Consider the following 21,717-nt stretch of genomic DNA (forward strand, 5'->3'; position numbering starts at 1 on the left):
GAGGTCGAGAAATCCGTGCTCCTCGGCAAAGCGGGCGATCCGGGCTTCGGGATGCTCGAGGATGAGGCAATGCCCTTCGAGTCCGCCACCCGTATCAGTCGTCATCGTCTTGGAGCCGGCATCGAGAATGCCACGATCCGGGCCGGCGCGGCTTACCACGGTTGAATAGATGTTCAGGGCGCAGTCATCCCATGTGGCGACGCCGGCGGCTACCTGCATGCGATCATTGTAGATGTAGGTGCCGGGCCGGTGCTCGGTCGCGCCGTTGAGCTTGCCGAGATTTTTCAGGTTTGGCGTGCCGCCGGTCGATACCATGCTGGCAGTGAGCCCGTGCGCGCGCACACCCGCAAGCGCCTGGTCGTAGAATCTCTGCGCATCCGACCAGCCGCTTTCGGTCGGATAAAGCATGAAACCTCCAAACGTCAGGCCTTTCGCCGCGGCGATCTGGCGCGCAAGCTCAATGGCTTCGGCCGGGGTCTCGACGCCGGCGCGTTTGCGCCCGGTGTCGCATTCGACCACCACCGAGAGCGGCCGTCCGGATGCGGCGGCGGCTTGCGGCAGCCCTGCGATCACGACCGGATTGTCGGCGGCAACCGTCATATTGGCTTTTGACTGCAGCGCGCCCAGCCGCGCCATCTTTTCCTCGCCGAGCAGGTTGTAACTGATCAGGATGTCGCTGATGCCGGCGTCGGCCATCACCTCGGCCTCGCCGAGCTTCTGGCAAGTGATCCCCTTCGCTCCGGCTTCGATCTGAAGCCTGGCCAGCATCGGGCTCTTGTGGGTCTTGATGTGCGGCCGGTTGGCGACGCCGGCCTTGTCGCACGCTGACTGGACCCGCGCGATATTGCGCTCAACCCGATCCATGTCGATGACAACCGCCGGCGTGCCGTATTCGCGGGCTATCCTGGCGGCGAGGGGTGTCGTCATGCTGACTCTCTTTTTATTGCTGCGTATTTCATTAATGCGAATTCGGTCGCGAAAGCGCCATCCACTTTGCGGAATGCACGTTAGGCCTGCTCGATCTCTTCGCGCAGCACTTCGAGCTCCAGCCACTTGTCTTCGGCTTCCTGCAAATCCCTTTGCGCCTTGGTAAGCGCATCAGAGGCTTGATCGAATTTCTTACGATCCTTGTGGAACAGATCGGGGTCGTCAAGCTGCCGTTGTTGCTTGGCGATTTCTGCCTGCAATTTCGCTATCGTCTTGGGTAGCGTTTCCAGCGCGTGCTTTTCGTTAAAATTGAGCCGCCGCTTCGGCGCGGTCGCAGGCCCGTTGGATGGCGTGCTGGATTTCGCCTCCCTGCTTTGTTCGATGCTGGCGACATTCACTGGCTCGCGGTTCAGGTCCGCACCTCGCTGCGCCAGCATGTCGCTGTAGCCGCCGGCATATTCAATCCAGCGGCCGTTGCCTTCCGGCGCGATTACCGAAGTCACAACCCGATCGAGAAAATCGCGGTCATGACTGATCAGCATTACCGTCCCCTCGTAATCGCCGAGCATTTCTTCGAGGACGTCGAGAGTTTCAAGGTCGAGATCGTTGGTCGGCTCGTCCAGCACCAGAAGATTGGACGGCTTTGCCAGGGCGCGCGCCAGCATCAAACGGCCGCGTTCACCGCCTGAAAGCACTTCCAGCGGCGTCCGCATCTGCTCCTGCGCGAACAGAAAGTCCTTCATATAGCTCACGACGTGCTTCGGCTTGCCGCCGACGATGACATGATCTCCGCGACCGCCGGTCAGAGCTTCGGCAAGGGTCGATTTCGGGTCGAGACTTTCGCGATGCTGATCGAGCGTTGCCATCTCGATATTGGCGCCGAAGCGAATGGTCCCGCTATCGGGTGGATTGGCGCCGGTCAGCATATTGATCAGTGTTGTCTTGCCGACCCCATTCGGCCCGACGATGCCGATGCGGTCGCCGCGCTGAACGCGGATCGAGAACCCCTCGACAATCTCGCGATCGCCATAAGATTTTCCGATGTTTTTGGCTTCAATCACAAGCTTGCCGGATTTGTCCGCCTCGGCGGCTGCGAGATTGGCAGTGCCGGTCGTGCCGCGATAGTCGCGCCGTTGCTGGCGCAATGCGTGCAGATTCCCGAGCCGCTTGACGTTGCGCTTGCGGCGCCCGGAGACGCCATAGCGCAACCAATGCTCCTCGTTGACGATCTTGCGATCCAGCTTGTGCTGCTCGCGCTCTTCCTCCGCCAGCACCGCATCGCGCCAGGTTTCGAATTCGCTGAAACCGCGATCGATCTGTCTGATCTGGCCGCGATCGAGCCACGCCGTCGAGCGCGATAGATTCGACAGAAAGCGACGATCGTGGCTGATGAGGACGAGCGCGCTGCGCCGGCTGTCCAGTTCGCTTTCCAGCCATTCGATCGTGGTGAGATCAAGGTGATTGGTCGGCTCATCGAGCAGCAGGATATCGGGCGAGGGGGCAAGCACGCGCGCGAGTGCAGCCCGGCGGCCTTCTCCACCGGACAATTGTGCCGGGTCCTCATCGCCGTGCAAACCGAGTTGCTCCAGCATATAGCGCGCCTGGTAGCGATCGTCGCCGGGGCCGAGCCCAGCTTCGACATAGGCCAGCGTGGTCGCAAATTCCGCAAAAGCAGGTTCCTGCGGCAGATAGCGGATGGTGGCGCCGGGCTGGACGAACCGGCTGCCACTGTCCGCATCTATGAGGCCAGCAGCAATCTTCAGCAGCGTCGACTTACCCGAGCCATTACGGCCGATCAGGCACACGCGCTCGCCCGAGGATACCGACAGCTCAGCGCCTGACAACAGCGGCGTACCGCCGAAGGTCAGCTTGATGTCTTTCAATTGGATCAGCGGAGGCGCCATGGTCTTGCGAACTTATCTCTCGTTTGGCTGGTTTGCGCGCTGGCGCTGGATACGGCGAATGGCCTGATCGAGCGCGGACAGGAACGCCGAACGATCGCGCGGCGCGAAAGTTTTGGGGCCGCCGGTCACTTCCCCCGAGGAACGTAGATCGGTCATCAGGTTTCGAACCGCAAGGGTCATCCCGATCGATTCTTCGGTGAATGGCTTGCCGTTCGGCGCGATTACGTCGGCGCCGGCCTTTACGCACCGGCTTGCCAACGGAATGTCCGACGTAATGACTATATCTCCTTTGCCTGCCCGTTCCGCGATCCAATCGTCCGCCGCGTCCATTCCGGAGCCAGCCGCAATGCGTTCGATCAGCGGATCTTGAGGCACCCGGATGAAATTGGCGGCCACCACGCTGACCGGCAATTGGTGTCGCGCGGCGACGCGATAGATCTCGTCTTTCACCGGGCAGGCGTCGGCGTCGATATAGATGCGGGTGGTATTCAAGGTCGGGACATCGGTTGGGGTCGATCAGGCGAGCACGTGGCGCGCTCATTTAAACCGCGTGGTACCGCATCGGCCGCGGAATTGCGAGTACGCGCGCCAACCCGCTTGCGACGGCATATTGTTCGCGTACGATGACCGCGCAAAAAATGAAAAATCGGGGATATACCGCATGACGAGCCGGCTCGAAACCTATCGCGTCCAGGCCTACAACACGGCCAAACTGTCCGAAAACAAGATGCACGACGACACGGTGGCAAAGCGATACGGCTTCAGTGGCGGCCTCGTGCCTGGTGTGGATGTGATGGCGTACATGATGCACTTGCCGGTTGCGAAATGGGGCCGTGCCTTTCTGGAGCGCGGCTGGATCGAAGCACGGTTCATCAAGCCGGTTTATGACGGCGAGGCGACCGAGGTCAGCGGGGAGGAACGCGACGGGTTGCTATCGATACAGGTTGAAAGCCGCGGCCAGCTTTGCGCCACCGGCACCGCCTCACTGCCGGCCAGCGCGCCGCTCGTCTCGATCTCCGATTTCAATGAAGTTGCTGCCATCGCCGAACGCAGGCCGGTCAATGAACTTTCATACCAGCTAGGCAAATGGCTTGGCACAATGCCGCGCGCCTGGGCTGGCGAAGCCGCACAGGAATATCTTAGCGATGTGCGCGAGCGCGATCCGATCTACGAGGCCGAGGGGCTGGGTCATCCCGGGCTGCTGCAGCGGGTCATGAACAAGGTATTGGTTGATAATGCTATACTCGGACCCTGGATACACGTCGGCAGCCGCATGCAGCTTCTTAGCGCTGCGCGCAGCGGCGATGAATTGACCGCGCGCGCCAAGGTCACGGGCAACTACGAGAAGAAAGGCCACCGCTTCGTCGAACTCGATGCGCTGGTCATCGCCAACGGGCGCACGCCTTTGGCCCATTGTCAGCACATCGCGATCTATCAACCGCGCGAGCAGGCCGCAGCGTAGGTTACCGCACGAGGGGCGCGTCAGGCCGCCTTGCTCTTGGCATCCCTGATCGCGCGCCAAACCCGCTCAGGGGTCAGCGGCATGTCGATATGCGTGATGCCGTAATCAGACAGCGCGTCGACAACTGCGTTGACAATGGTGGAGAGACTGCCCGCGCAACCGGCTTCGCCGCAGCCTTTGGTGCCCAGTGGATTGGATTTGGCTGGCACCGGATGATCGCCGACCGCCATCATCGGAATGTCTTCGGCGCGCGGCATTGCATAGTCCATGAAGGAGCCGGTGATCGGCTGTCCGCTCGAATCGTAGCTGATGCATTCCATCAGCGCCTGCCCGATGCCTTGCGCCACGCCGCCGTGCAACTGTCCGGCCACCAGCATCGGGTTGACGATCGTGCCGAAGTCGTTGACGCCGGTATAGCCAACGATCTGCACGATGCCGGTTTCTGGATCGATCTCGACTTCCGCGACGTGGCAGCCATTCGGGAACGTCGAGGGCACCGCCTCGGTGGTATGGTCGACGTCGAGAGACGAAGGCATTCCCTCCGGCATCCTGGTTTCTTTCAGCCGACGGGCCAACTCGAGAATATCGATGCTGCGGTCGGTGCCGGCGATGGTGAAGCGACCGTTCGCGAATTCGATGTCGGTTTCGGCAGCCTCCATCAGGTGAGCGGCGGCGCGCTTTCCCTTCTCGATGACGATTGTCGATGCTTCGACGATCGCCATTCCGCTGGCGGTGATGGAGCGCGAGCCGCCGGTGCCATTGCCGGTATGCACGACGTCGCTGTCGCCCTGTTCTAGCTTGATGCTGTCGAAGGGGACGCCAAGCTGCGTGGAGAGCACCTGTGCGAAGGGAGTAGCATGGCCCTGGCCGTAATCGAGCGTGCCGGTGATCAGCCTCACCGAGCCGTCCTGCTCAAATACGATTTTCCCGAGTTCGACGCCAGGAGGCGCGGTGACTTCGAGATACGAACCGATGGCAATGCCTCGGAGCTTGCCGCGCTTGCGGCTTTCTTTCTTGCGCTTGGGGAAATTGGCGTGATCGGAAATCTCGAGCGCTTTATTGAAGACCCCCTGGAAGTCTCCGCTATCGTAAGTGACTCCGGACGATGCCGCGAATGGCATCTGTGCTGGCTTGATGAAATTGCGCTTGCGTAGCGTCAGCCGGTTGATACCCATTTCGTCGGCGGCGCGGTCGATCAGCCGCTCCATGTAGTAGTTGGCCTCCGGGCGTCCGGCGCCGCGATAGGCTCCCATCAGCGTTGTGTTTGTCAGCACCGTCTTGATATCGATGGTCATCAGCGGCGTGCGATAAACACTGGCGAGGTTCTTGCCGATGTTTAGCGATAACGGGATTGGCGCGACGCCAGTGATATAGGCGCCGAGATTGCCGTAGCCTGAAACCTTGACCGCGAGGAACTTGCCCTCGGCATCGAGCGCCAGCTCACAATGAATCTTTTGCGCGCGGCCGTGGCTGTCGGACAGGAAACTGGTCGAGCGCTCGTCGGTCCACTTTACCGGGCGGCCCAGAATCTTTGCCGCATGCAGGATACAGACATATTCCGGATAGTTGACGTTTTTCATACCGAACGAGCCGCCGACATTCGGTGTCAGCAGGTGAACCTTCTCGTTCGGCACCTTCAGGATGTTCTTGGCGAGGTTGGTACGGTTGCCGGCGACGCCCTGGGTCGGAAGCTGGATCGTGTAACGCTCGCTGCCCTTGTCATAGGATGCAAGTGCGGCGCGCGGTTCCATCGGCACGACGGCCACCCGCGTGTTGATGATGTCGAGCTTTGTCACATGCGCGGCACTGGCGAACGCGGCTTCGACTTTGGCGGCGTCGCCGTAGTGATGGTCCAGCGCGACGTTGTTCGGGATGTGGTCGTAAAGCTGCGGAGCGCCCGGTTTTGCCGCTTCCTCGGGATCAGTGACGGCAGGCAGCGGATCGATATCGACCACGACCGCTTCGGCCGCATCGCGCGCCTGCGCCAGCGTCTCTGCCACGACGAAGGCCACGGGATCGCCGACATAGCGCACCTTATCGGTCATGAGTGCGGTGCGGTTGGTCTGCAACAGAGGCGTGCCGTCGCGGCTCTTGAGCGGAAGACCGCAGGTGAACGGGCCATAACCGGCCGCAACCAGATCTGTCCCGGTCCAGACCCCGAGCACGCCCGGCATTGTCTTTGCGGCTGAGGTGTCGATAGCGCGGATGATCCCGTGCGCGTGGGTGGACCGCACGATCCACGCATAGGCCTGGCCGGGCAGGTTGAAGTCATCGGTGTACTTGCCTTTGCCGCGCACCAGGGTGTCATCCTCCTTGCGGAGGACCGGCTGTCCGAGACCGAATTTTTGCAGTGCGATAGAGTTTTCCAGAGAGGATGAAGACGGCTGATCTTGCATTGAATATCCCTGAAATGCTCGATTTTGCGGGATTTTTCCCGCTTCCCACCCCAGATAACGCACCGACCTGCGGACGACAACGGCTGATTGGGCATGGTCCTATGTGAAGGGCTGTTGCGCCAAAGCCCCGCGCTGCTAAAAGTTTCTGTGAACGAAAATTCCTCGTTGGCTTTACGGCCGCGGAAAGAAACTGTCGATGACTGATGATGCGCGGCTTCGCGCTGGCGCAGTGCCGCGCGGAGACGTCGGCCAAGGGCTGCTGCGTGGCGGCGGCCAAGCAGTGACACCGACGGGCTACGGACAAGCGTCGCGTCGAGGCGGCATTTCCGTCGCCGCTGCGGCCGGGAGTGGCGTCTACGCAGCGCTCGACCTTGGCACCAATAATTGCCGCCTGCTGATCGCCTATCCCACAGGAGATGGATTTCGTGTCATCGACTCCTTCTCGCGGATCATTCGGCTGGGCGAGGGCATCTCCGCGACTGGCTACATCAGTGAAGCGGCGGCGGATCGCGCCATCGCCGCGTTGAGTATCTGCCGGGACAAGATCATTTCCAAAAATGCCCGGCGCCTGCGGTTGATTGCCACTGAAGCCTGCCGCGCAGCCTCCAACGCCGAGGGGTTTCGTAGCCGGGTCGAAGCCGAAACAGGGATCCGGCTGGAAGTGATCGATCGCGAGACCGAAGCGGCCCTCGCCGTGATCGGCTGCTCGCCTTTGTTGGACCCAAACGGCAGGGGCGCCATTCTGTTCGACATCGGTGGCGGATCGACCGAATTGGTTCGGATCGAGCGCAACCCGGACCAGAAAGACAGTGCGCCCACCATCAAGCAATGGATGTCAATTCCGCTGGGCGTCGTCACACTGGCCGAACATTTCGGCGGCAAGGACGTGACGCCTGAATCCTACGGGCGGATGATCCAGGAAGTCGCGCAACACGTCTCGCCTTTCGCGGCCGAGCACGGCACTGATCTCAGGGAGATGCACCTGCTTGGCACCTCGGGCACAGTGACCACGCTCGCCGGCGTCCACCTCAATCTGGTGCGATACGATCGGCGGCGGATAGACGGGGTATGGTTGAGTGACGCGGAGATCAGCTCGACGATCGCGCGGCTTCTCGGAATGAGCTACCGCGAACGGGCGAGCAACAACTGCATCAGCATCGAACGCGCCGATCTGGTCTTGGCCGGCTGTGCCATTCTCGATGCGATCCGGCAGGCGTTTCCGCTGCCCCGCCTGCGGGTCGCCGATCGCGGTTTGCGCGAAGGGATGCTGGTGGAAATGATGCGCGAGGACGGCGCGATCAGCGGGTGCCGGTAGGCGCACTCCGCTAGCCTGCAAATCTCGTTGAGAGGCATCAATTTTCGATGGCGAAAGATACGACCGGGCGGCTGCACGTAACCGTCAAAACCGGCGGCAAGCGCAAGCTTTCCTCGAAGCTTTGGCTCGAGCGGCAGCTCAATGACCCTTACGTGGCCCAGGCCAAGCGCGAGGGACTGCGCTCGCGCGCGGCGTTCAAGCTGGCGGAGATCGACGATAAGTATCGATTTCTCAAGCCCGGCATCACGGTAGTTGATCTCGGGGCCGCGCCCGGTGGCTGGAGCCAGATTGCGGCGAAGCGAATTGCCGCCGCGAACGGCAAAGGCAGGGTGATCGCGATCGATCTTCTGGATATGCCGGAGATACCTGGCGTCAGCTTCGCGCGGATTGATTTTCTTGACGATGCCGCGCCCGCCAAATTGATTGCGATGATCGGTGGCGGTGCCGATGTGGTGCTCTCGGATATGGCGCCCAATACTACAGGCCATCGCAAGACCGATCAGTTGCGCATTCTGGGTCTGGTCCAAGGGGCCACGGCGTTTGCGGCGGAGGTGCTAAATCCCGGCGGCACGTTCGTGGCCAAAGTCTTTCAGAGCGGTGCCGATGCCGCGCTGATGACGGAGCTCAAGCGGGATTTTGCGACCGTCAAACACGTCAAACCGGCCTCGAGCCGGCAGGATTCTTCCGAACGCTATGTCCTTGCGATGGGTTTTCGCGGCAAGCGACCGATCACAGCCGCTGATCGCGAGCGGTGACGGTTTCGCCCGCCATCGCAATGAAGCGATGATGTGGCGCTGACACGCTGACAGCCATCTTCACCCGCGTACGTCCGCACTCTTCTCCCTCGAAGTCGGTTGGGCTGCGCACGCGAGAAATTTGCAATTTCAGCCAGTGTAGCTGCAGGCGCTACGGCCGTGAAGGCCGCCCAAAGCTCACGGGTCATGCTCGTCCCGCCCTTGACCATCAACGTCAGTGGCAAGAGTTTACGCGTCGAGACTGAAACCCTCGAAAAGTGCCAAAGGCGGATCTCCTGAGAATGCAGAGCCCGCACGTTGCGGCTACGAAGATAAGGTTGCGAATGGAACAGTCTCCATACACAGGCGCGGCGCTTGCTGGAACAATTGACCTTGGCGACTTAACAGTGAACCGATTGGGCTTCGGCGCGATGCGTCTATGCGGAGATTCAGCTTGGGGAAGACCAAGGGATCGAGGGCATGCCAATCGGGTTCTGCATCGAGCGGTCGAGCTCGGCGTGAACTTTATTGACACTGCGGATAGTTACGGCCCCGAGACGAACGAGTCATTGATCTCGCAGGCGCTGTATCCTTACCCCCCGGGTTTGGTCATTGCCACGAAAGGTGGCTTGGTGCGACCGAACCGCCGATCATGGGTCCCAAACGGTCGCCCCGACCATCTGCGGCGAGCGATTGAAGGCAGCTTGCAGCGCTTGCGGCTGGAGCGCATCGATTTGTATCAATTCCATGCGCCTGATCCCGAAGTGCCATTTATAGAGTCGCTTGGTGCACTGGCGGATTTACAACGCGTAGGCAAAATTCGCCATATTGGCGTTTCGAACGTCACGGTTGCACAACTCGAGCTGGCACGCTCCGTCACACCAATCGTCTCGGTTCAGAACATGTACAATTTGCGAGATCGAAGCAGCGAAGGCGTACTCGCCGCGTGCGAGCGTCTCGGAATTGCTTTTCTGCCGTGGTATCCGCTGGGCGGCAAACGTGGCCTAAGGGCACTCAAGATAAAGCAAGTCGCCTTGCGTCGCGGCCTAACGCACGCAGCCTTATCCATTGCGTGGCTGCTCGCTAAATCACCTGTTATGCTGCCGATCCCCGGCACTCGATCCATCGATCACCTAGAGAATAATGTGCTTGCGGCCGCCCTCAAGCTGGCGCCCGAAGACTTCGACAATTTGGGGTGAAGCGCGCCTGATTAAAACGACAACGGCGGAAATTGTCATCGATGTTCGTCAGCGCCCCAATTCGGCGAAGACGATCCTTGTCCCTGGCGCGCTTCAGATCAAATTCATCCACTGCGTTCTGCCCAATAGGCAATCTCGTCCGCGAACTAAACCCGCCCGTTTGGCGATGTGGCGCGGTCACGCTGGCAGCCATCGTCACCGAGGACTTACTCTCTCCGATAGGTAGAGAGCCGTCACGCAGCGTGACCGCTTGATTGCTTTAGCCGTCGGCTCTCGCCGTGTCAGCAGATTTAGTGGTCTCAATCGCGCAATCCCCGCTATCTCAGATGATTCGAGGGTCGGCACCATGCGAGCTCCTCGTGGTGAGGAGCGCGGCAACGCTGCTCGTCTCGAACCATGGAGGCCCGCATCTCCCTTTGCTGATGCGGGCTACGGACTGATGTGCGTGACGGGCAAATCAGTGTCCACTCGCATTTCCAAAAATATATTCCTTCTCGTTTTGCCCAAATCAAATCCATAACCCCCGCCGTCTCGTTCCACTGGAGGGGCGCTCGCGATCGTCACGAACGCGGGACGGGATGCGATGGACGTTGACGTGCCGCTGACGAACGGTACCGCGGCGGACGACGAAGTCGTGTGGTCCTGACGCCTCGACGCTGGTGTCAAGTTAGCGGAAGTAATTCCGCTGGCGACGGTGACAACAAAGCCCGATCACCGGGGAGATCACGTTATAAGTCGTAAAACATCGCGCGGGGCATGCCGGGGTGAATCCGGTGAACCTGTGGTGACTACGCTCGTATGCTTTTCACTTTTTGCATGCGAGGCTGCGGGTGCATCGTGCACCCGGCATTCCCCGCGCCCTCTGATGTTTCAGGAGCGCTTCATGATTGGCAAAACTCGCGCGGAATCCGGGGCGGGATGGCGGAGGTGTGTGACGTCGCGCTGCAACTGCGTCGGCGCCTTATCCGTGCCCTAGCGGTGTCAAGACGAGCGAAGCTGTCTTCTTATCCCTCCTCCTTGTGGGGAGGGAAAGCACATCGTAAGCGAAGCTCACGGTGTGCAGGGTGGGGAAAGGCTCGGTGTGCGAGATAGAAACCCCACCCGGCGCTTCGCGCCACCCTCCCATAAAAGAAGGGGAGGGATAAGAAAGCTACAAGTGGCGCGCGGCGAGATCGCCACGTTTCCTTCATCCCTTCCTCTCTTGTGGGGTCGAGACGAGCAAAGCTCGCTCTCGGGTGGCGCGAAGCGCCGGGTGGGGGTCTGCTCGCATAGGTCCTTGCGATGGGTTCTCGCGGCAAGCGACTGGTTACAGCCGCTGATCGCGAGCGGTGACGGTTTCGCTGGCGGCCTCTTCCTCGGCCTCAAGCTCGCGGGTGGGCTCCGAGATTACGACGGTGCGCCGGCCCGATACCTGGTGACCGGCATCGACTGGCATGAGATAGAAGAAGTATGCCGAAATAGCCGAGATGATCGCGACCACCATGAATGCCGGCGCGAATTCCGTCGCCGTCAGTTCTTGCACATGGCGGACGACCATCGTCGATTCAACCGAGAACGCCCCCAGCGCCACTCCCGTTGAGATCGCAAGCTGCTGGTTGACGCTGACGAGGGTGGTGGCACGACTCATCTGCGCCGGTTCGACCTCTGCATACGCCACCGTGTTGATGGCCGTGAACTGCAGCGAACGGAAGAAACCGCCGACGACCAGAATGATCATGATCAGAAGCAGCGGTGTCGTGACAGTAAACAACGCGCAGGCGGCCAGGAACGCCGAGCTGATGACTGCATTGACCACCATGATGTTGCGAAAGCCGAAGGTCTTGATGATGCGCGCGGCGAGGGTCTTCATCCCCATCGCCCCTACCGCGGACGCAAATGTCACCAATCCCGAACGGAACGGCGACAGGCCGAATCCGACCTGCATCAATAGCGGCAGCAAAAACGGCAAGGCGCCAATGCCGAGCCGAAACAAGAACCCGCCGACTATGCTGGCGCGCAATGTCGGCAATCGCAGCAGCGTGAAATCCAGCACCGGGGAGGCGGTGCGCCTGGCATGAATGACGTAGAGCGTCATCGAGATCGAGCCGACGGCGACCAGCGCGGCGATGATCGTCCAGGGCAACAAGTTGAGTCCCGCGACCGATAGCCCGAACGCGATCCCGCCAACGCCGATACCCGCCAGCACCAACCCGTAGAGGTCGAAGCGCTCGGGGTCCTTGCTGCGGATCGGATCGATGTAGCGCATCGCCATGAAGATGCCGAGCAGACCGATCGGAATATTGATCAGGAAGATCCAGTGCCAGGAAAAATAAGTGGTGATGAATCCGCCAAGCGGCGGCCCGATCACCGGGCCAACCAGCGCGGGCACGGTCACCCAGGCCATCGCGTTGACGAGCGCGCTCTTGTCGATCGAGCGCAGCAGCACCAGCCTTCCGACCGGCGTCATCATCGCTCCGCCCATCCCCTGCACGATTCGCGCGATGACAAAATCCGTGACCGATCCTGATAAGGCACACCCGATCGAGCCGATTATGAAAACCGCGACCGCGAGACTGAACACCATCCGCGCGCCGAAGCGATCAGCGGTCCATCCACTCGCCGGAATGAATACCGCAAGCGATAACAGATACGAGGTAATGGCGAGTTTCAATGTGAGCGGGCTTGTGCCGATATCCGCTGCGATCGCCGGAAGCGAGGTCGCAATCACCGTCGAATCCATGTTCTCCATGAATAGGGCGGTCGCCACGATGAGCGGGATCAGGCGTTCTTTATTCATCAGGATTCGGGGGAAATGGCAGCGGTTGGAGCACGGGCTGTATCATCCCGTGGTCTTGCAGGCTATTGCGGAACCCCCGAAACCACCTAAATCGTGATGACGACGTGTCTTCTGATGCCGCCGGAGATCCGACGATGATCTACGTCCTCGCTGCGCTGGTGCCCCCGCTCGGGCTACTCCTGAACGGCCAGCCGTTTTCCGCCATCTTCAATCTGGTCCTGATCGTCGTTTGCCTGGTTTTCGGGCTGGTTTTCCATGTTCTGCTGCTGGTGCCGTCGGCTCATGCGCTGATCGCGGTTCACATGAAACGCGAGCAGCGCATGCATCGGGAGGTGGTCGAGGCGATCCGTCGCCATGGCCCGCCGCCGGGTTACCCGCGCTGACGCCGGATTCGAGGCTGCAGCCCCTTTGAATCGTGATGGGGCCATGCTATCGACCACCGCCAACCCTACCGATGAGCGATTCGAGGGCGACGCCAATGGTGCCGCCAACGTATTTTTTCATCCTGAGGTCTAGCGCGGCGATTGGGCCGCTGAATGGAGTTGGCAATGGCCGGTGTGCAGAGACTTCAGGGGATTCGCGAAGCCTATACGTTCGACGACGTGCTTCTGAAGCCTGGGCTTTCAGATATCCTTCCCTCTGAAGCCGATATCCGCTCGCGCGTCACCCGCTCCATCCCACTGAACATTCCGATCATTGCTTCTGCAATGGACACCGTCACCGAGGCTCGCATGGCGATCGCGATGGCGCAGGCCGGCGGCATCGGCGTCATTCATCGCAATTTCGACACCGAGGGTCAGGCCGCGCAAGTGCGGCAGGTCAAAAAGTTCGAATCCGGAATGGTGGTGAATCCCCTCACCATCGAGCCCGATGCGATGTTGTCGGATGCGCTGGCGCTGATGAACGATCATGGCTTCTCCGGCATTCCCGTCGTTACGGGCGCGGCCAAGGGCGTGCCCGGAAAACTGGTCGGCATTCTCACCAACCGTGACGTGCGCTTTGCCACCGACCCGCGTCAGAAGATTTCCGAGCTGATGACGCATGAGAATCTGGTCACCGTGCGGCAAGGTGTCAGCCAGGATGAAGCGAAACGGATGCTGCACAAGCATCGGATCGAGAAACTGCTTGTGGTCGACGACCAGTACCGCTGCGTCGGATTGATCACCGTGAAGGACATGGAAAAGGCGGTCGCGCATCCGCTCGCCTGCAAGGATGCGCAAGGCCGCTTGCGCGTCGCCGCCGCGACGACCGTTGGCGACGGCGGTTTCGAGCGCACTGAGCGGCTGATCGAGGCCGGTGTCGATCTGATCGTCGTGGACACTGCGCACGGTCATTCCTCACGGGTGCTGGAGGCGGTCAACCGCATCAAGCGGCTTTCCAATGCCGTGCAGGTGATCGCCGGCAACATCGCTACCGAGGACGGCGCGCAGGCGCTGATTGATTCCGGTGCCGACGCGATCAAGGTCGGTATTGGTCCGGGTTCGATCTGCACCACACGTATCGTAGCGGGCGTGGGCGTGCCGCAACTGACCGCGATCATGGATGCGGTCGAGGCCGCCAAGAAGGCCAACGTGCCGGTGATTGCCGACGGCGGCATCAAATTTTCCGGCGATCTTGCGAAGGCGCTTGCCGCCGGCGCCGACATCGCGATGGTCGGCTCGCTGCTCGCAGGCACAGACGAGACCCCCGGTGAAGTGTTTCTGTGGCAGGGCCGCTCGTACAAAGCGTATCGCGGCATGGGCTCCGTGGGAGCAATGGCGCGGGGCTCCGCCGACCGTTATTTCCAACAGGACATCAAGGACACGCTCAAGCTGGTGCCGGAAGGCATTGAGGGTCAGGTGCCTTACAAGGGCCCGGTCGCCAATGTGATGCATCAGCTTGCTGGTGGCTTGCGCGCGGCAATGGGATATGTGGGCGCTCGAAACCTCGCCGAATTCCACGAGAAGGCGCAATTCGTTCGCATCACTGGCGCGGGGCTGCGCGAAAGCCACGTGCACGACGTCACGATCACGCGCGAAAGCCCGAACTATCCCGGCGGAGTGTAATTCCACAAACGTAAATTGCCTCCCACAAGAGTAACGAAACGCGGTAGTGTGATCGGGGTCACCGCTCGCGCTTCCGTTTCGCGGCAGCGATTGCGATCTTGCGTGATGTTCTCGATAGGCGTTCAAAATAAAAGTTGGTTGTTATGGTCGATTGGTCGGATGACAGGATTGCCGCGCTTTCGGATCAGGATCTGAAGAATCTGCTCGCTAACGCAGAACGGAAATCGGTCGCGACGGTCGTCGCTCAATGCAAGGCTGAGTTGGAAAAGCGCGACGCCCTGAAGCCGCGCAGGGCCTCGAAGCCACGCACCGAACTGAAAGAATTCGAGCATGACATGTCCGGGCAGCTTGCCACAGTCGGTAAGCAAATGGCCGAGAAGTACGACCTCTCGGAGGAGACCGCGAAAGCAAAATCCGCCGGCGTGAAGGGATTTCGATCTCACAAGCTTCTGGATGCCAAAGGCTTTGCCAAGCTCGGGGGACATCAGCGCGACGGCACGGTTGCGGTTGATCGCTATATCTCATATCGGCGCGGCAATGACGTGGTGACCTTGGGGGTCTGGCTGCCAAAGGATGCGCCGCTGGAAGATCATGAATTTCACGTGAGCGCGCCGGCCGGAATGATCGATGGCGGCAAACCCCTTTCCGAGGTCCGGCCGAGCGCTTCAGAAAAAGATATTCAGGACACCCGGCAGATTCGGGCGTTCAAGGATCTGCCCAGCGCGGCGGCGGCATTCGAGGCGGCGCTGGCAAAAGTCACGGCTTAGTTTGCGCCGTCATTTATATCGCGCGGATTCAACCGGCGCCTCGCCATGAGAGCATGACATCAGGAGGAAATTAAAATGCCCCAATCGGCAAAACGCGTCGTTCTGGTTTCTCGACCCGTCGGCGAGCCGAAGCTCTCGGACTTCCGCATCGAGGATTGCGCGATACCGACCCCGGGCAATGGCGAGGTGCTGCTGCGCACGATCTGGTTGTCGCTTGATCCCTACATGCGCGGGCGCATGAGCGAGGGGCCGTCCTACGCGGCGCCAGTCCCGATCGGCGGCGTGATGGAAGGCGGCACGGTGTGCGAGGTCATGGCTTCGAATAATCCCGGCTTCGCGAAAGGCGACGTCGTACTCGCGCGCGCCGGCTGGCAGACGCACTCCATATCGGATGGCAAGGGCCTCGCTAAAATCGACCCCAAACTCGGTCCGGTTTCGACGGCGGTTGGGGTGCTGGGCATGCCAGGCATGACCGCCTACACCGGCCTGTTGGACATCGGCAAGCCGCAGCCGGGCGAAACCGTCGTGGTCGCCGCGGCCTCCGGCGCGGTCGGCTCGGCAGTCGGGCAGATCGCCAGGATCAAGGGAGCACGGGCCATTGGGATCGCCGGCGGCCGGGAGAAATGCGACTACGTGAAACGCGAGCTGGGTTTCGATGACTGCATCGATCATCGCGATCCCAACCTCGCGGCACGGCTTAAGGAAGCCTGCCCGAAAGGCATCGACGTTTATTTCGAGAATGTTGGTGGCGCGGTGTTCGAGGCGGTGTTTCCCTTGCTCAACGCCTTCGCACGCGTACCCGTGTGCGGACTGATCGCACAATACAACGATACCGAGGCATCGGTTCCTAAATGGGCGTCGTCACTGATGCGCAACGTCTTGACCAAGCGGTTGACCATTCGAGGCTTTATTGTCAGCGATTTCGCCGCGCGTCACGGGGATTTTTTACGCGATATGTCGCAATGGGTTCGCCAGGGCAAGGTCAAGCATCGCGAGTTTATCACCGAAGGCCTCGACAGCGCGCCTGCGGCATTCATCGGACTTCTCAAAGGCGCCAATTTCGGCAAGCAGTTGGTGCGGGTCGGGCCGGACAAAGGATGATCCTCTGCTCTCCCCGCAGCCGCGCCTTTAGCCGGACGCCGAACATCCATCGTTAGAATTGGATATATCTCCTTGCGGGCGCGGTAACCAGCCGGCTTTACGCGGCTGCAACATTTCCGGCTTAGCAAAGGCGACCGGGACTCGATCTTTGCAGGCTTACGAAATGCGCACCATTGCAGCTGTTTTGCTCTTTCTTGCCGCCGCCAGCGCGACTGCGTCCGCGCAGCAGCAGGGTTCATGGTCTTCCTCTTCCATGGATCACGGACATGCAGCCGATGCAGCGGCAGCGGCAAGGGCGGCGGCTGCCGACGCACGAGCCAAAGAGGCCGCTATCGCCGCTGGAATTCCCCTGGCGCCAAGCCAATCCACCTCGTTCAACGTTAATGGCGACAGCGTGGTTCGCGCGGCATCGCCGCTCACTCCAGAGCAGGAAAAGGCCGAAGCCGATGGCCGCGCGGCATGGCAGGCGCGGTGCCGGCCAACAGTTGTCGAAGACCGCGAAGGGCTGCGCCGCACCAAATATGCCGAGCCCGATTGCGATCTATCCCGTTTCAATACGGCCGGTAACTAGCCGAGCGGATGGAGAACGCGGTCGCGCGCTTGGTTGGCTAGCCGGCCCTAGCGGAGCAGACTATCCATATCGATGTCGACCTGGCCCGGCACTTTGACGTGACGCACCTCGAAGCTGTCGGGTTGGAAACGATATTCGACCAGGCCCACTTCCTTGATGCCGATCACCTCCTGGCGCTTATCCGAAATCACGAATCCCGCCGAAGGCGCCCAGATGTATCTCACGCTGCCGAGCGTGTAGTCCCGCCGCTGGTGAACATGACCGCTGGCGACGAGCCTCAAGTCGACCGAGCCCAGCATCTGCACCAGGCGAGCTCGCGCCGGCATCGGAACATAGCGTATCGAGGTCGCCGCAAGCTCCGGATCGTCAGGCGAGTTGAGAAAGAGCGGCTTGTGAAGAAACAGCGCTACGGGCTTGGTATTGGCGCCCGCGAGCTGGGAGGCGAGCCAATCGAACTGTTCCGCCTCTCGCCCGAGCCCTGTATTCATCACCATCGAATTGAGGCCGATAAAGTGCCATCCGGCAGCGTCGAAACTCCAGCGATCCTCCCCGAATACTGACATAAAACGCTGGCAATCGCGTTCAGTAACCGGCTGGGACGGCGGCGGCCCGACAATCGTGGGGTTGTCGCCGATGTCGTGATTCCCGGGCAGATAACGGCAAGGTGCTTGGAGAGCAGCGTGCAGTGTTCGGGCAAATTCAAGATCGTCGGGACTAGTCGGCCCGTCGAACGCGAGATCACCACTGTTGATGACGATATCCGGGCGGCTCGCATCGATGTGTTCGCTCACCCGCTCGAAATTATGGGTCAAACTGGGCAGGCGACGACTAAGATGGGTATCGGAAATCTGGGTGAGGCGAAATTCGGACATCCGGCATTGGTAACACTGCGCATTGCCGTTTTGCCACAGCGGGACTGCCGCAACTCCATTCCAAAATCCAGGGGCACTGTCGTTTCCGCAAACCGTGCCGGATCGATTTGTTGTAAGAGCCGAGCGCGCTCGCTATAGGCGGGGATCGCGTCTCAAGCTGGGGAGAATCCGATGTCAGTTCAGATGGTGTTGCTGCCGGTCTTCGTTCTCGTGGGACTCACGCTTGCGCTGATGGTGGGAATGATCGGAGCGCGCCGCAAGGCGCTCGTCAGCGGCGAGACCAAGATCAGGGACATTGCGCTGGGGCAGCAGAACTGGCCGGTCCGGACCACGCAGATTGGCAATTGTTATCGCAACCAGTTCGAGCTGCCGCTGCTGTTCTATGTCCTGATCGCCCTGGCGCTGCCCTTGCGGCATGCCGATCTGTTCATCGTGTTGATGTCGTGGGTGTTCGTGGTCACGCGTTTTGTTCATGCCGGGGTGTTCGTGACTTCCAACGATCTTGGCCGACGCTCGTTAGCCTGGCTGGCAGGTGGACTGGTGCTGCTCGCCATGTGGATATACTTCGCGCTGAAGATCCTATTGCTGATCTGAGCGGGATCTCGTTCGTTCTCCAACCGAAAGTTTTCAATGACCCCCGCCGCCCGCATCTCCGCGGCCATCGAAGTGCTCGATACCATCGACACCCAACGTATTCCGGCGGCGAAGGCGCTCAAGGAGTGGGGCACCGCGCATCGTTTTGCGGGCTCGGGCGACCGCGCCGCGATCTCCGGGCTGATCTGGGATGTGCTGCGCCGGCGCGCCTCGAGCGCCTGGATCATGGATAGCGACACGCCGCGGGCGCGCGTGCTCGGCATGCTCAAGCTCGAGCGCGGCATGAGCGGTGATGCTATCGCCGCGCTGTGCGACGGCAGCCGTTTCGCTCCGGAGCCGTTGACGGATTCCGAGCGCGGGGCGCTCACCTCCCGTTCGCTCGACGCTGCACCTCCCCACATTGCCGGCGACTACCCGGAATGGCTTGATGGATATCTGGCGCAAGTGTTCGGCGATGACCGTGTGGCGGAGGCGACCGCCATGGCGAGCCGCGCGCCGCTCGATCTTCGCGTCAATACCTTGAAAGCCAAACGCGAGAAGGTCCAATCTTCGCTCGCGCACCTTGGTGTGCAGGCTGCGCCGTGGTCGCCGATGGGGTTGCGCATTGAGCTTGGCGCCGACGCCCGCAATCCCGGCATTCACGCCGAGGAGACTTTCATCAAGGGCGCGATCGAAGTGCAGGACGAGGGCTCGCAGCTTGCGGCCCTGCTATCGGCCGCAGCGCCCGGCGAACAGGTCATCGACCTCTGCGCGGGAGCGGGCGGCAAGACGCTGGCCTTGGCGGCCATGATGCAGGGCAAGGGTCGGTTGATCGCCACCGACCACGACAAACGGCAGCTCGCGCCGATTTATGAGCGGCTTTCACGCGCCGGGGTCCACAACGCCGACATACGAGCGCCTAAAGGTGAGGGCGATGCGCTTGCGGATATCCGGGCCTCCGCCGACCTCGTTTTGATCGATGCACCCTGCACGGGCACCGGTACTTGGCGTCGTAATCCCGACGCCAAGTGGAGGATGCGCCCGGGGGCGCTGGAAATGCGGTTAAAGGATCAGACGGCGGTGCTTGAACGGGCGGCGGGACTGGTCAAGCCGGGTGGCCGCATCGCCTATATCACCTGCTCGGTTTTGCCGCCGGAAAACGGCGAACAAGTCCGCGCTTTCGTCGCGCGCCATCCCGAATTCGCCGTGGTGCCGCCCGCACAGGTTGCGAGGGCCCTATCGGACAATGCCGAGGCGTTCGCGAATGCGACGTTGATGTCAGCGCATGGATTGCTCATGACGCCGCGCCGGACCGGAACGGACGGGTTCTTCGTTTCTATCCTCGCCCGCAAAAGCGGCTAAATTTCAAGCGCACAAGCCGGTTCCGGCATTGCGAGGCTGCTTCATGTCGCGTAATTCCCTTCCCATGACAGCAGCCCAGCCCGCTCCGCAGTCGACGCCGTCGGTGGCCTCGGCTCACGACAAGATTCTGATCATCGATTTCGGCAGCCAGGTCACGCAACTAATCGCCCGTCGGGTGCGTGAGGAGGGCGTCTATTCCGAGATCGTGCCGTTCCAGAAGGCGGAAGCGGCGTTTGCTCAGATGAAGCCCAAGGCGGTGATCCTCTCGGGCGGCCCTGAATCGGTGCATGAGGAGGGCTCGCCGCGCGCGCCTCAGGCGATCTTCGATTCCGGCGTTCCCGTGCTCGGTATTTGCTACGGCCAGATGGCCATGGCGGCCCAGCTCGGCGGAAATGTCGAAGGCGGGCACCATCGCGAATTCGGCCGGGCCGACGTTGAGGTCCGCGCCGAGAGTCGGCTGTTCGATTCCACATGGTCGGTTGGCGAGCGTCATCCGGTGTGGATGAGCCACGGCGACCGCATCACCCAAATGCCTCCCGGCTTTGTCGTAGCCGGCATTTCGTCGAACGCGCCGTTCGCGATTATCCAGGACGAGAAGCGCAAATATTACGGGCTGATGTTCCACCCCGAAGTGGTGCACACTCCCGATGGCGCCAAGCTGATCCGCAATTTCGTTCGCAAGGTCGCTGGCCTGACCGGCGACTGGACCATGCGTGCATTCCGCGAAGAGGCGATCGACAAAATTCGCGCGCAGGTGGGGAAGGGCAGGGTGATCTGCGGCCTTTCCGGCGGCGTTGATTCCGCCGTTGCCGCGGTGCTGATCCATGAAGCGATCGGTGACCAGCTCACCTGCGTATTCGTCGACCACGGATTGCTGCGGCTCAATGAAGGCGCAACCGTCGTCGATCTGTTCCGCCATCACTATAACATCCCGCTGGTTCATGTTGATGCATCCCAGCAGTTTCTCGGCGAGCTCGCCGGCGTCAGTGACCCCGAGCAGAAGCGCAAGACGATCGGGCGGCTGTTCATTGACGTGTTCGATGCGGAGGCAAAGAAGATCGGCGGTGCCGAATTTCTGGCGCAGGGAACGCTCTATCCCGATGTGATCGAGAGCGTCTCGTTCACCGGCGGACCATCGGTGACGATCAAGTCGCACCACAATGTCGGCGGCTTGCCCGCACGCATGAACATGAAGCTGGTCGAGCCGTTACGTGAACTGTTCAAAGACGAGGTGCGTGAGTTGGGGCGCGAACTGGGACTGCCGGAAATCTTTGTCGGCCGGCATCCGTTTCCCGGGCCGGGCCTTGCGATCCGCTGTCCCGGCGAGATTACACGCGAGAAGCTCGACATCCTCCGCAATGCTGACGCAGTCTATATCGATCAAATTCGCAAAGCGGGCCTATACGACAAGATCTGGCAGGCCTTCGCGGTTCTGCTTCCGGTCAAGACCGTCGGCGTGATGGGTGACGGGCGCACCTACGAACATGTAGTTGGCCTGCGCGCGGTCACCTCGACCGATGGCATGACCGCCGACTTTTATCCGTTCGATATGAAATTTCTGGGCGAGACCGCCACCCGCATCATCAACGAGGTCAAGGGCGTCAACCGCGTGGTCTATGACGTGACGTCGAAGCCACCGGGTACGATCGAGTGGGAGTGATGGGGAGGGAATACTCTGGAGGGAAATAGCTTAAGAAAAATAGAAGGTGAGGG

General features: G+C 61.0%; 18 protein-coding genes. 12 read left to right on the top strand and 6 right to left on the bottom strand.

What is annotated here, in order from left to right:
* The 3 genes from VJV58_RS17510 to VJV58_RS17520 all read right to left on the bottom strand — a co-directional run.
* Positions 1 to 927 (bottom strand): alanine racemase (locus VJV58_RS17510; RefSeq protein WP_324138627.1); only part of this gene is annotated, 927 nt, incomplete at its 3' end.
* Positions 928 to 1,007: 80 nt separating this feature from the next.
* Positions 1,008 to 2,831 carry an ABC-F family ATP-binding cassette domain-containing protein gene (locus VJV58_RS17515; RefSeq protein ID WP_324138628.1) on the bottom strand — a complete coding sequence of 608 codons (1,824 nt, stop codon included), beginning with the start codon at positions 2,829 to 2,831 and terminating at the stop codon, positions 1,008 to 1,010.
* Between the two features lie 12 nt (positions 2,832 to 2,843).
* Positions 2,844 to 3,323, bottom strand: coding sequence for a YaiI/YqxD family protein (locus tag VJV58_RS17520; RefSeq protein WP_324138629.1), 480 nt, complete (start codon positions 3,321 to 3,323; stop codon positions 2,844 to 2,846).
* Between the two features lie 169 nt (positions 3,324 to 3,492).
* On the opposite strand from VJV58_RS17520, the gene VJV58_RS17525 reads away from it, so the two are divergent.
* Positions 3,493 to 4,293, top strand: a complete 801-nt coding sequence (locus VJV58_RS17525) for a hypothetical protein (RefSeq protein ID WP_324138630.1) — start codon at positions 3,493 to 3,495, stop codon at positions 4,291 to 4,293.
* Positions 4,294 to 4,313: 20 nt separating this feature from the next.
* Here the strand turns inward: VJV58_RS17525 and VJV58_RS17530 are convergent, their stop codons facing one another.
* Positions 4,314 to 6,689: a xanthine dehydrogenase family protein molybdopterin-binding subunit gene (locus VJV58_RS17530; protein ID WP_324138631.1), complete on the bottom strand. Its 2,376-nt coding sequence runs from the start codon at positions 6,687 to 6,689 to the stop codon at positions 4,314 to 4,316.
* A gap of 196 nt (positions 6,690 to 6,885) precedes the next feature.
* Here VJV58_RS17530 and VJV58_RS17535 point away from each other — a divergent pair, with 196 nt between their 5' ends.
* The 3 genes from VJV58_RS17535 to VJV58_RS17545 all read left to right on the top strand — a co-directional run bounded on the left by VJV58_RS17535 (position 6,886) and on the right by VJV58_RS17545 (position 9,937).
* Complete coding sequence (locus VJV58_RS17535) at positions 6,886 to 8,004, top strand: Ppx/GppA phosphatase family protein (RefSeq protein WP_324138632.1); 1,119 nt, start codon at positions 6,886 to 6,888, stop codon at positions 8,002 to 8,004.
* A gap of 47 nt (positions 8,005 to 8,051) precedes the next feature.
* The gene (locus VJV58_RS17540) at positions 8,052 to 8,759 is read left to right on the top strand and encodes an RlmE family RNA methyltransferase (protein WP_324138633.1); all 708 of its coding nucleotides are present in this window, start codon (positions 8,052 to 8,054) and stop codon (positions 8,757 to 8,759) included.
* Positions 8,760 to 9,082: 323 nt separating this feature from the next.
* Positions 9,083 to 9,937, top strand: coding sequence for an aldo/keto reductase (locus VJV58_RS17545; protein WP_324138634.1), 855 nt, complete (start codon positions 9,083 to 9,085; stop codon positions 9,935 to 9,937).
* A 1,306-nt stretch (positions 9,938 to 11,243) separates the two neighbouring features.
* Here the strand turns inward: VJV58_RS17545 and VJV58_RS17550 are convergent.
* Positions 11,244 to 12,713 (bottom strand): DHA2 family efflux MFS transporter permease subunit, encoded by a 1,470-nt coding sequence (locus tag VJV58_RS17550; protein WP_324138635.1) that lies wholly within the window; start codon positions 12,711 to 12,713, stop codon positions 11,244 to 11,246.
* 134 nt (positions 12,714 to 12,847) lie between these two features.
* On the opposite strand from VJV58_RS17550, the gene VJV58_RS17555 reads away from it, so the two are divergent.
* From VJV58_RS17555 to VJV58_RS17575, 5 genes are all read left to right on the top strand, one after another.
* On the top strand, positions 12,848 to 13,096 hold the full coding sequence (locus tag VJV58_RS17555; protein ID WP_324138636.1) for a hypothetical protein: 249 nt from the start codon (positions 12,848 to 12,850) through the stop codon (positions 13,094 to 13,096).
* 165 nt (positions 13,097 to 13,261) lie between these two features.
* Positions 13,262 to 14,758 (top strand): IMP dehydrogenase, encoded by a 1,497-nt coding sequence (gene guaB, locus VJV58_RS17560; RefSeq protein ID WP_324138637.1) that lies wholly within the window; start codon positions 13,262 to 13,264, stop codon positions 14,756 to 14,758.
* Between the two features lie 143 nt (positions 14,759 to 14,901).
* Positions 14,902 to 15,525: a hypothetical protein gene (locus VJV58_RS17565; protein WP_324138638.1), complete on the top strand. Its 624-nt coding sequence runs from the start codon at positions 14,902 to 14,904 to the stop codon at positions 15,523 to 15,525.
* A gap of 75 nt (positions 15,526 to 15,600) precedes the next feature.
* The gene (locus VJV58_RS17570; RefSeq protein WP_324138639.1) at positions 15,601 to 16,626 is read left to right on the top strand and encodes an NADP-dependent oxidoreductase; all 1,026 of its coding nucleotides are present in this window, start codon (positions 15,601 to 15,603) and stop codon (positions 16,624 to 16,626) included.
* Between the two features lie 163 nt (positions 16,627 to 16,789).
* Entirely contained in the window at positions 16,790 to 17,197 is a 408-nt protein-coding gene (locus tag VJV58_RS17575; protein ID WP_324138640.1) for a hypothetical protein, read from the top strand.
* A gap of 47 nt (positions 17,198 to 17,244) precedes the next feature.
* On the opposite strand, the gene VJV58_RS17580 is transcribed toward VJV58_RS17575, so the two are convergent.
* A complete protein-coding gene (locus VJV58_RS17580) occupies positions 17,245 to 18,069 on the bottom strand; it encodes a metallophosphoesterase (protein ID WP_324138641.1) in 825 nt (274 codons plus the stop codon).
* A gap of 171 nt (positions 18,070 to 18,240) precedes the next feature.
* Here VJV58_RS17580 and VJV58_RS17585 point away from each other — a divergent pair, with 171 nt between their 5' ends.
* The 3 genes from VJV58_RS17585 (at position 18,241) to guaA (ending at position 21,664) form a co-directional block, all read left to right on the top strand.
* Complete coding sequence (locus VJV58_RS17585; RefSeq protein ID WP_324138642.1) at positions 18,241 to 18,663, top strand: MAPEG family protein; 423 nt, start codon at positions 18,241 to 18,243, stop codon at positions 18,661 to 18,663.
* Between the two features lie 36 nt (positions 18,664 to 18,699).
* The gene (locus tag VJV58_RS17590; RefSeq protein ID WP_324138643.1) at positions 18,700 to 20,004 is read left to right on the top strand and encodes an RsmB/NOP family class I SAM-dependent RNA methyltransferase; all 1,305 of its coding nucleotides are present in this window, start codon (positions 18,700 to 18,702) and stop codon (positions 20,002 to 20,004) included.
* Positions 20,005 to 20,068: 64 nt separating this feature from the next.
* Positions 20,069 to 21,664, top strand: coding sequence for a glutamine-hydrolyzing GMP synthase (gene guaA / locus VJV58_RS17595; RefSeq protein ID WP_324138644.1), 1,596 nt, complete (start codon positions 20,069 to 20,071; stop codon positions 21,662 to 21,664).
* Positions 21,665 to 21,717 lie beyond the last annotated feature (53 nt).

The sequence above is a fragment of the Bradyrhizobium sp. genome, assembly GCF_035273305.1.
Classification (GTDB): domain Bacteria; phylum Pseudomonadota; class Alphaproteobacteria; order Rhizobiales; family Xanthobacteraceae; genus Bradyrhizobium.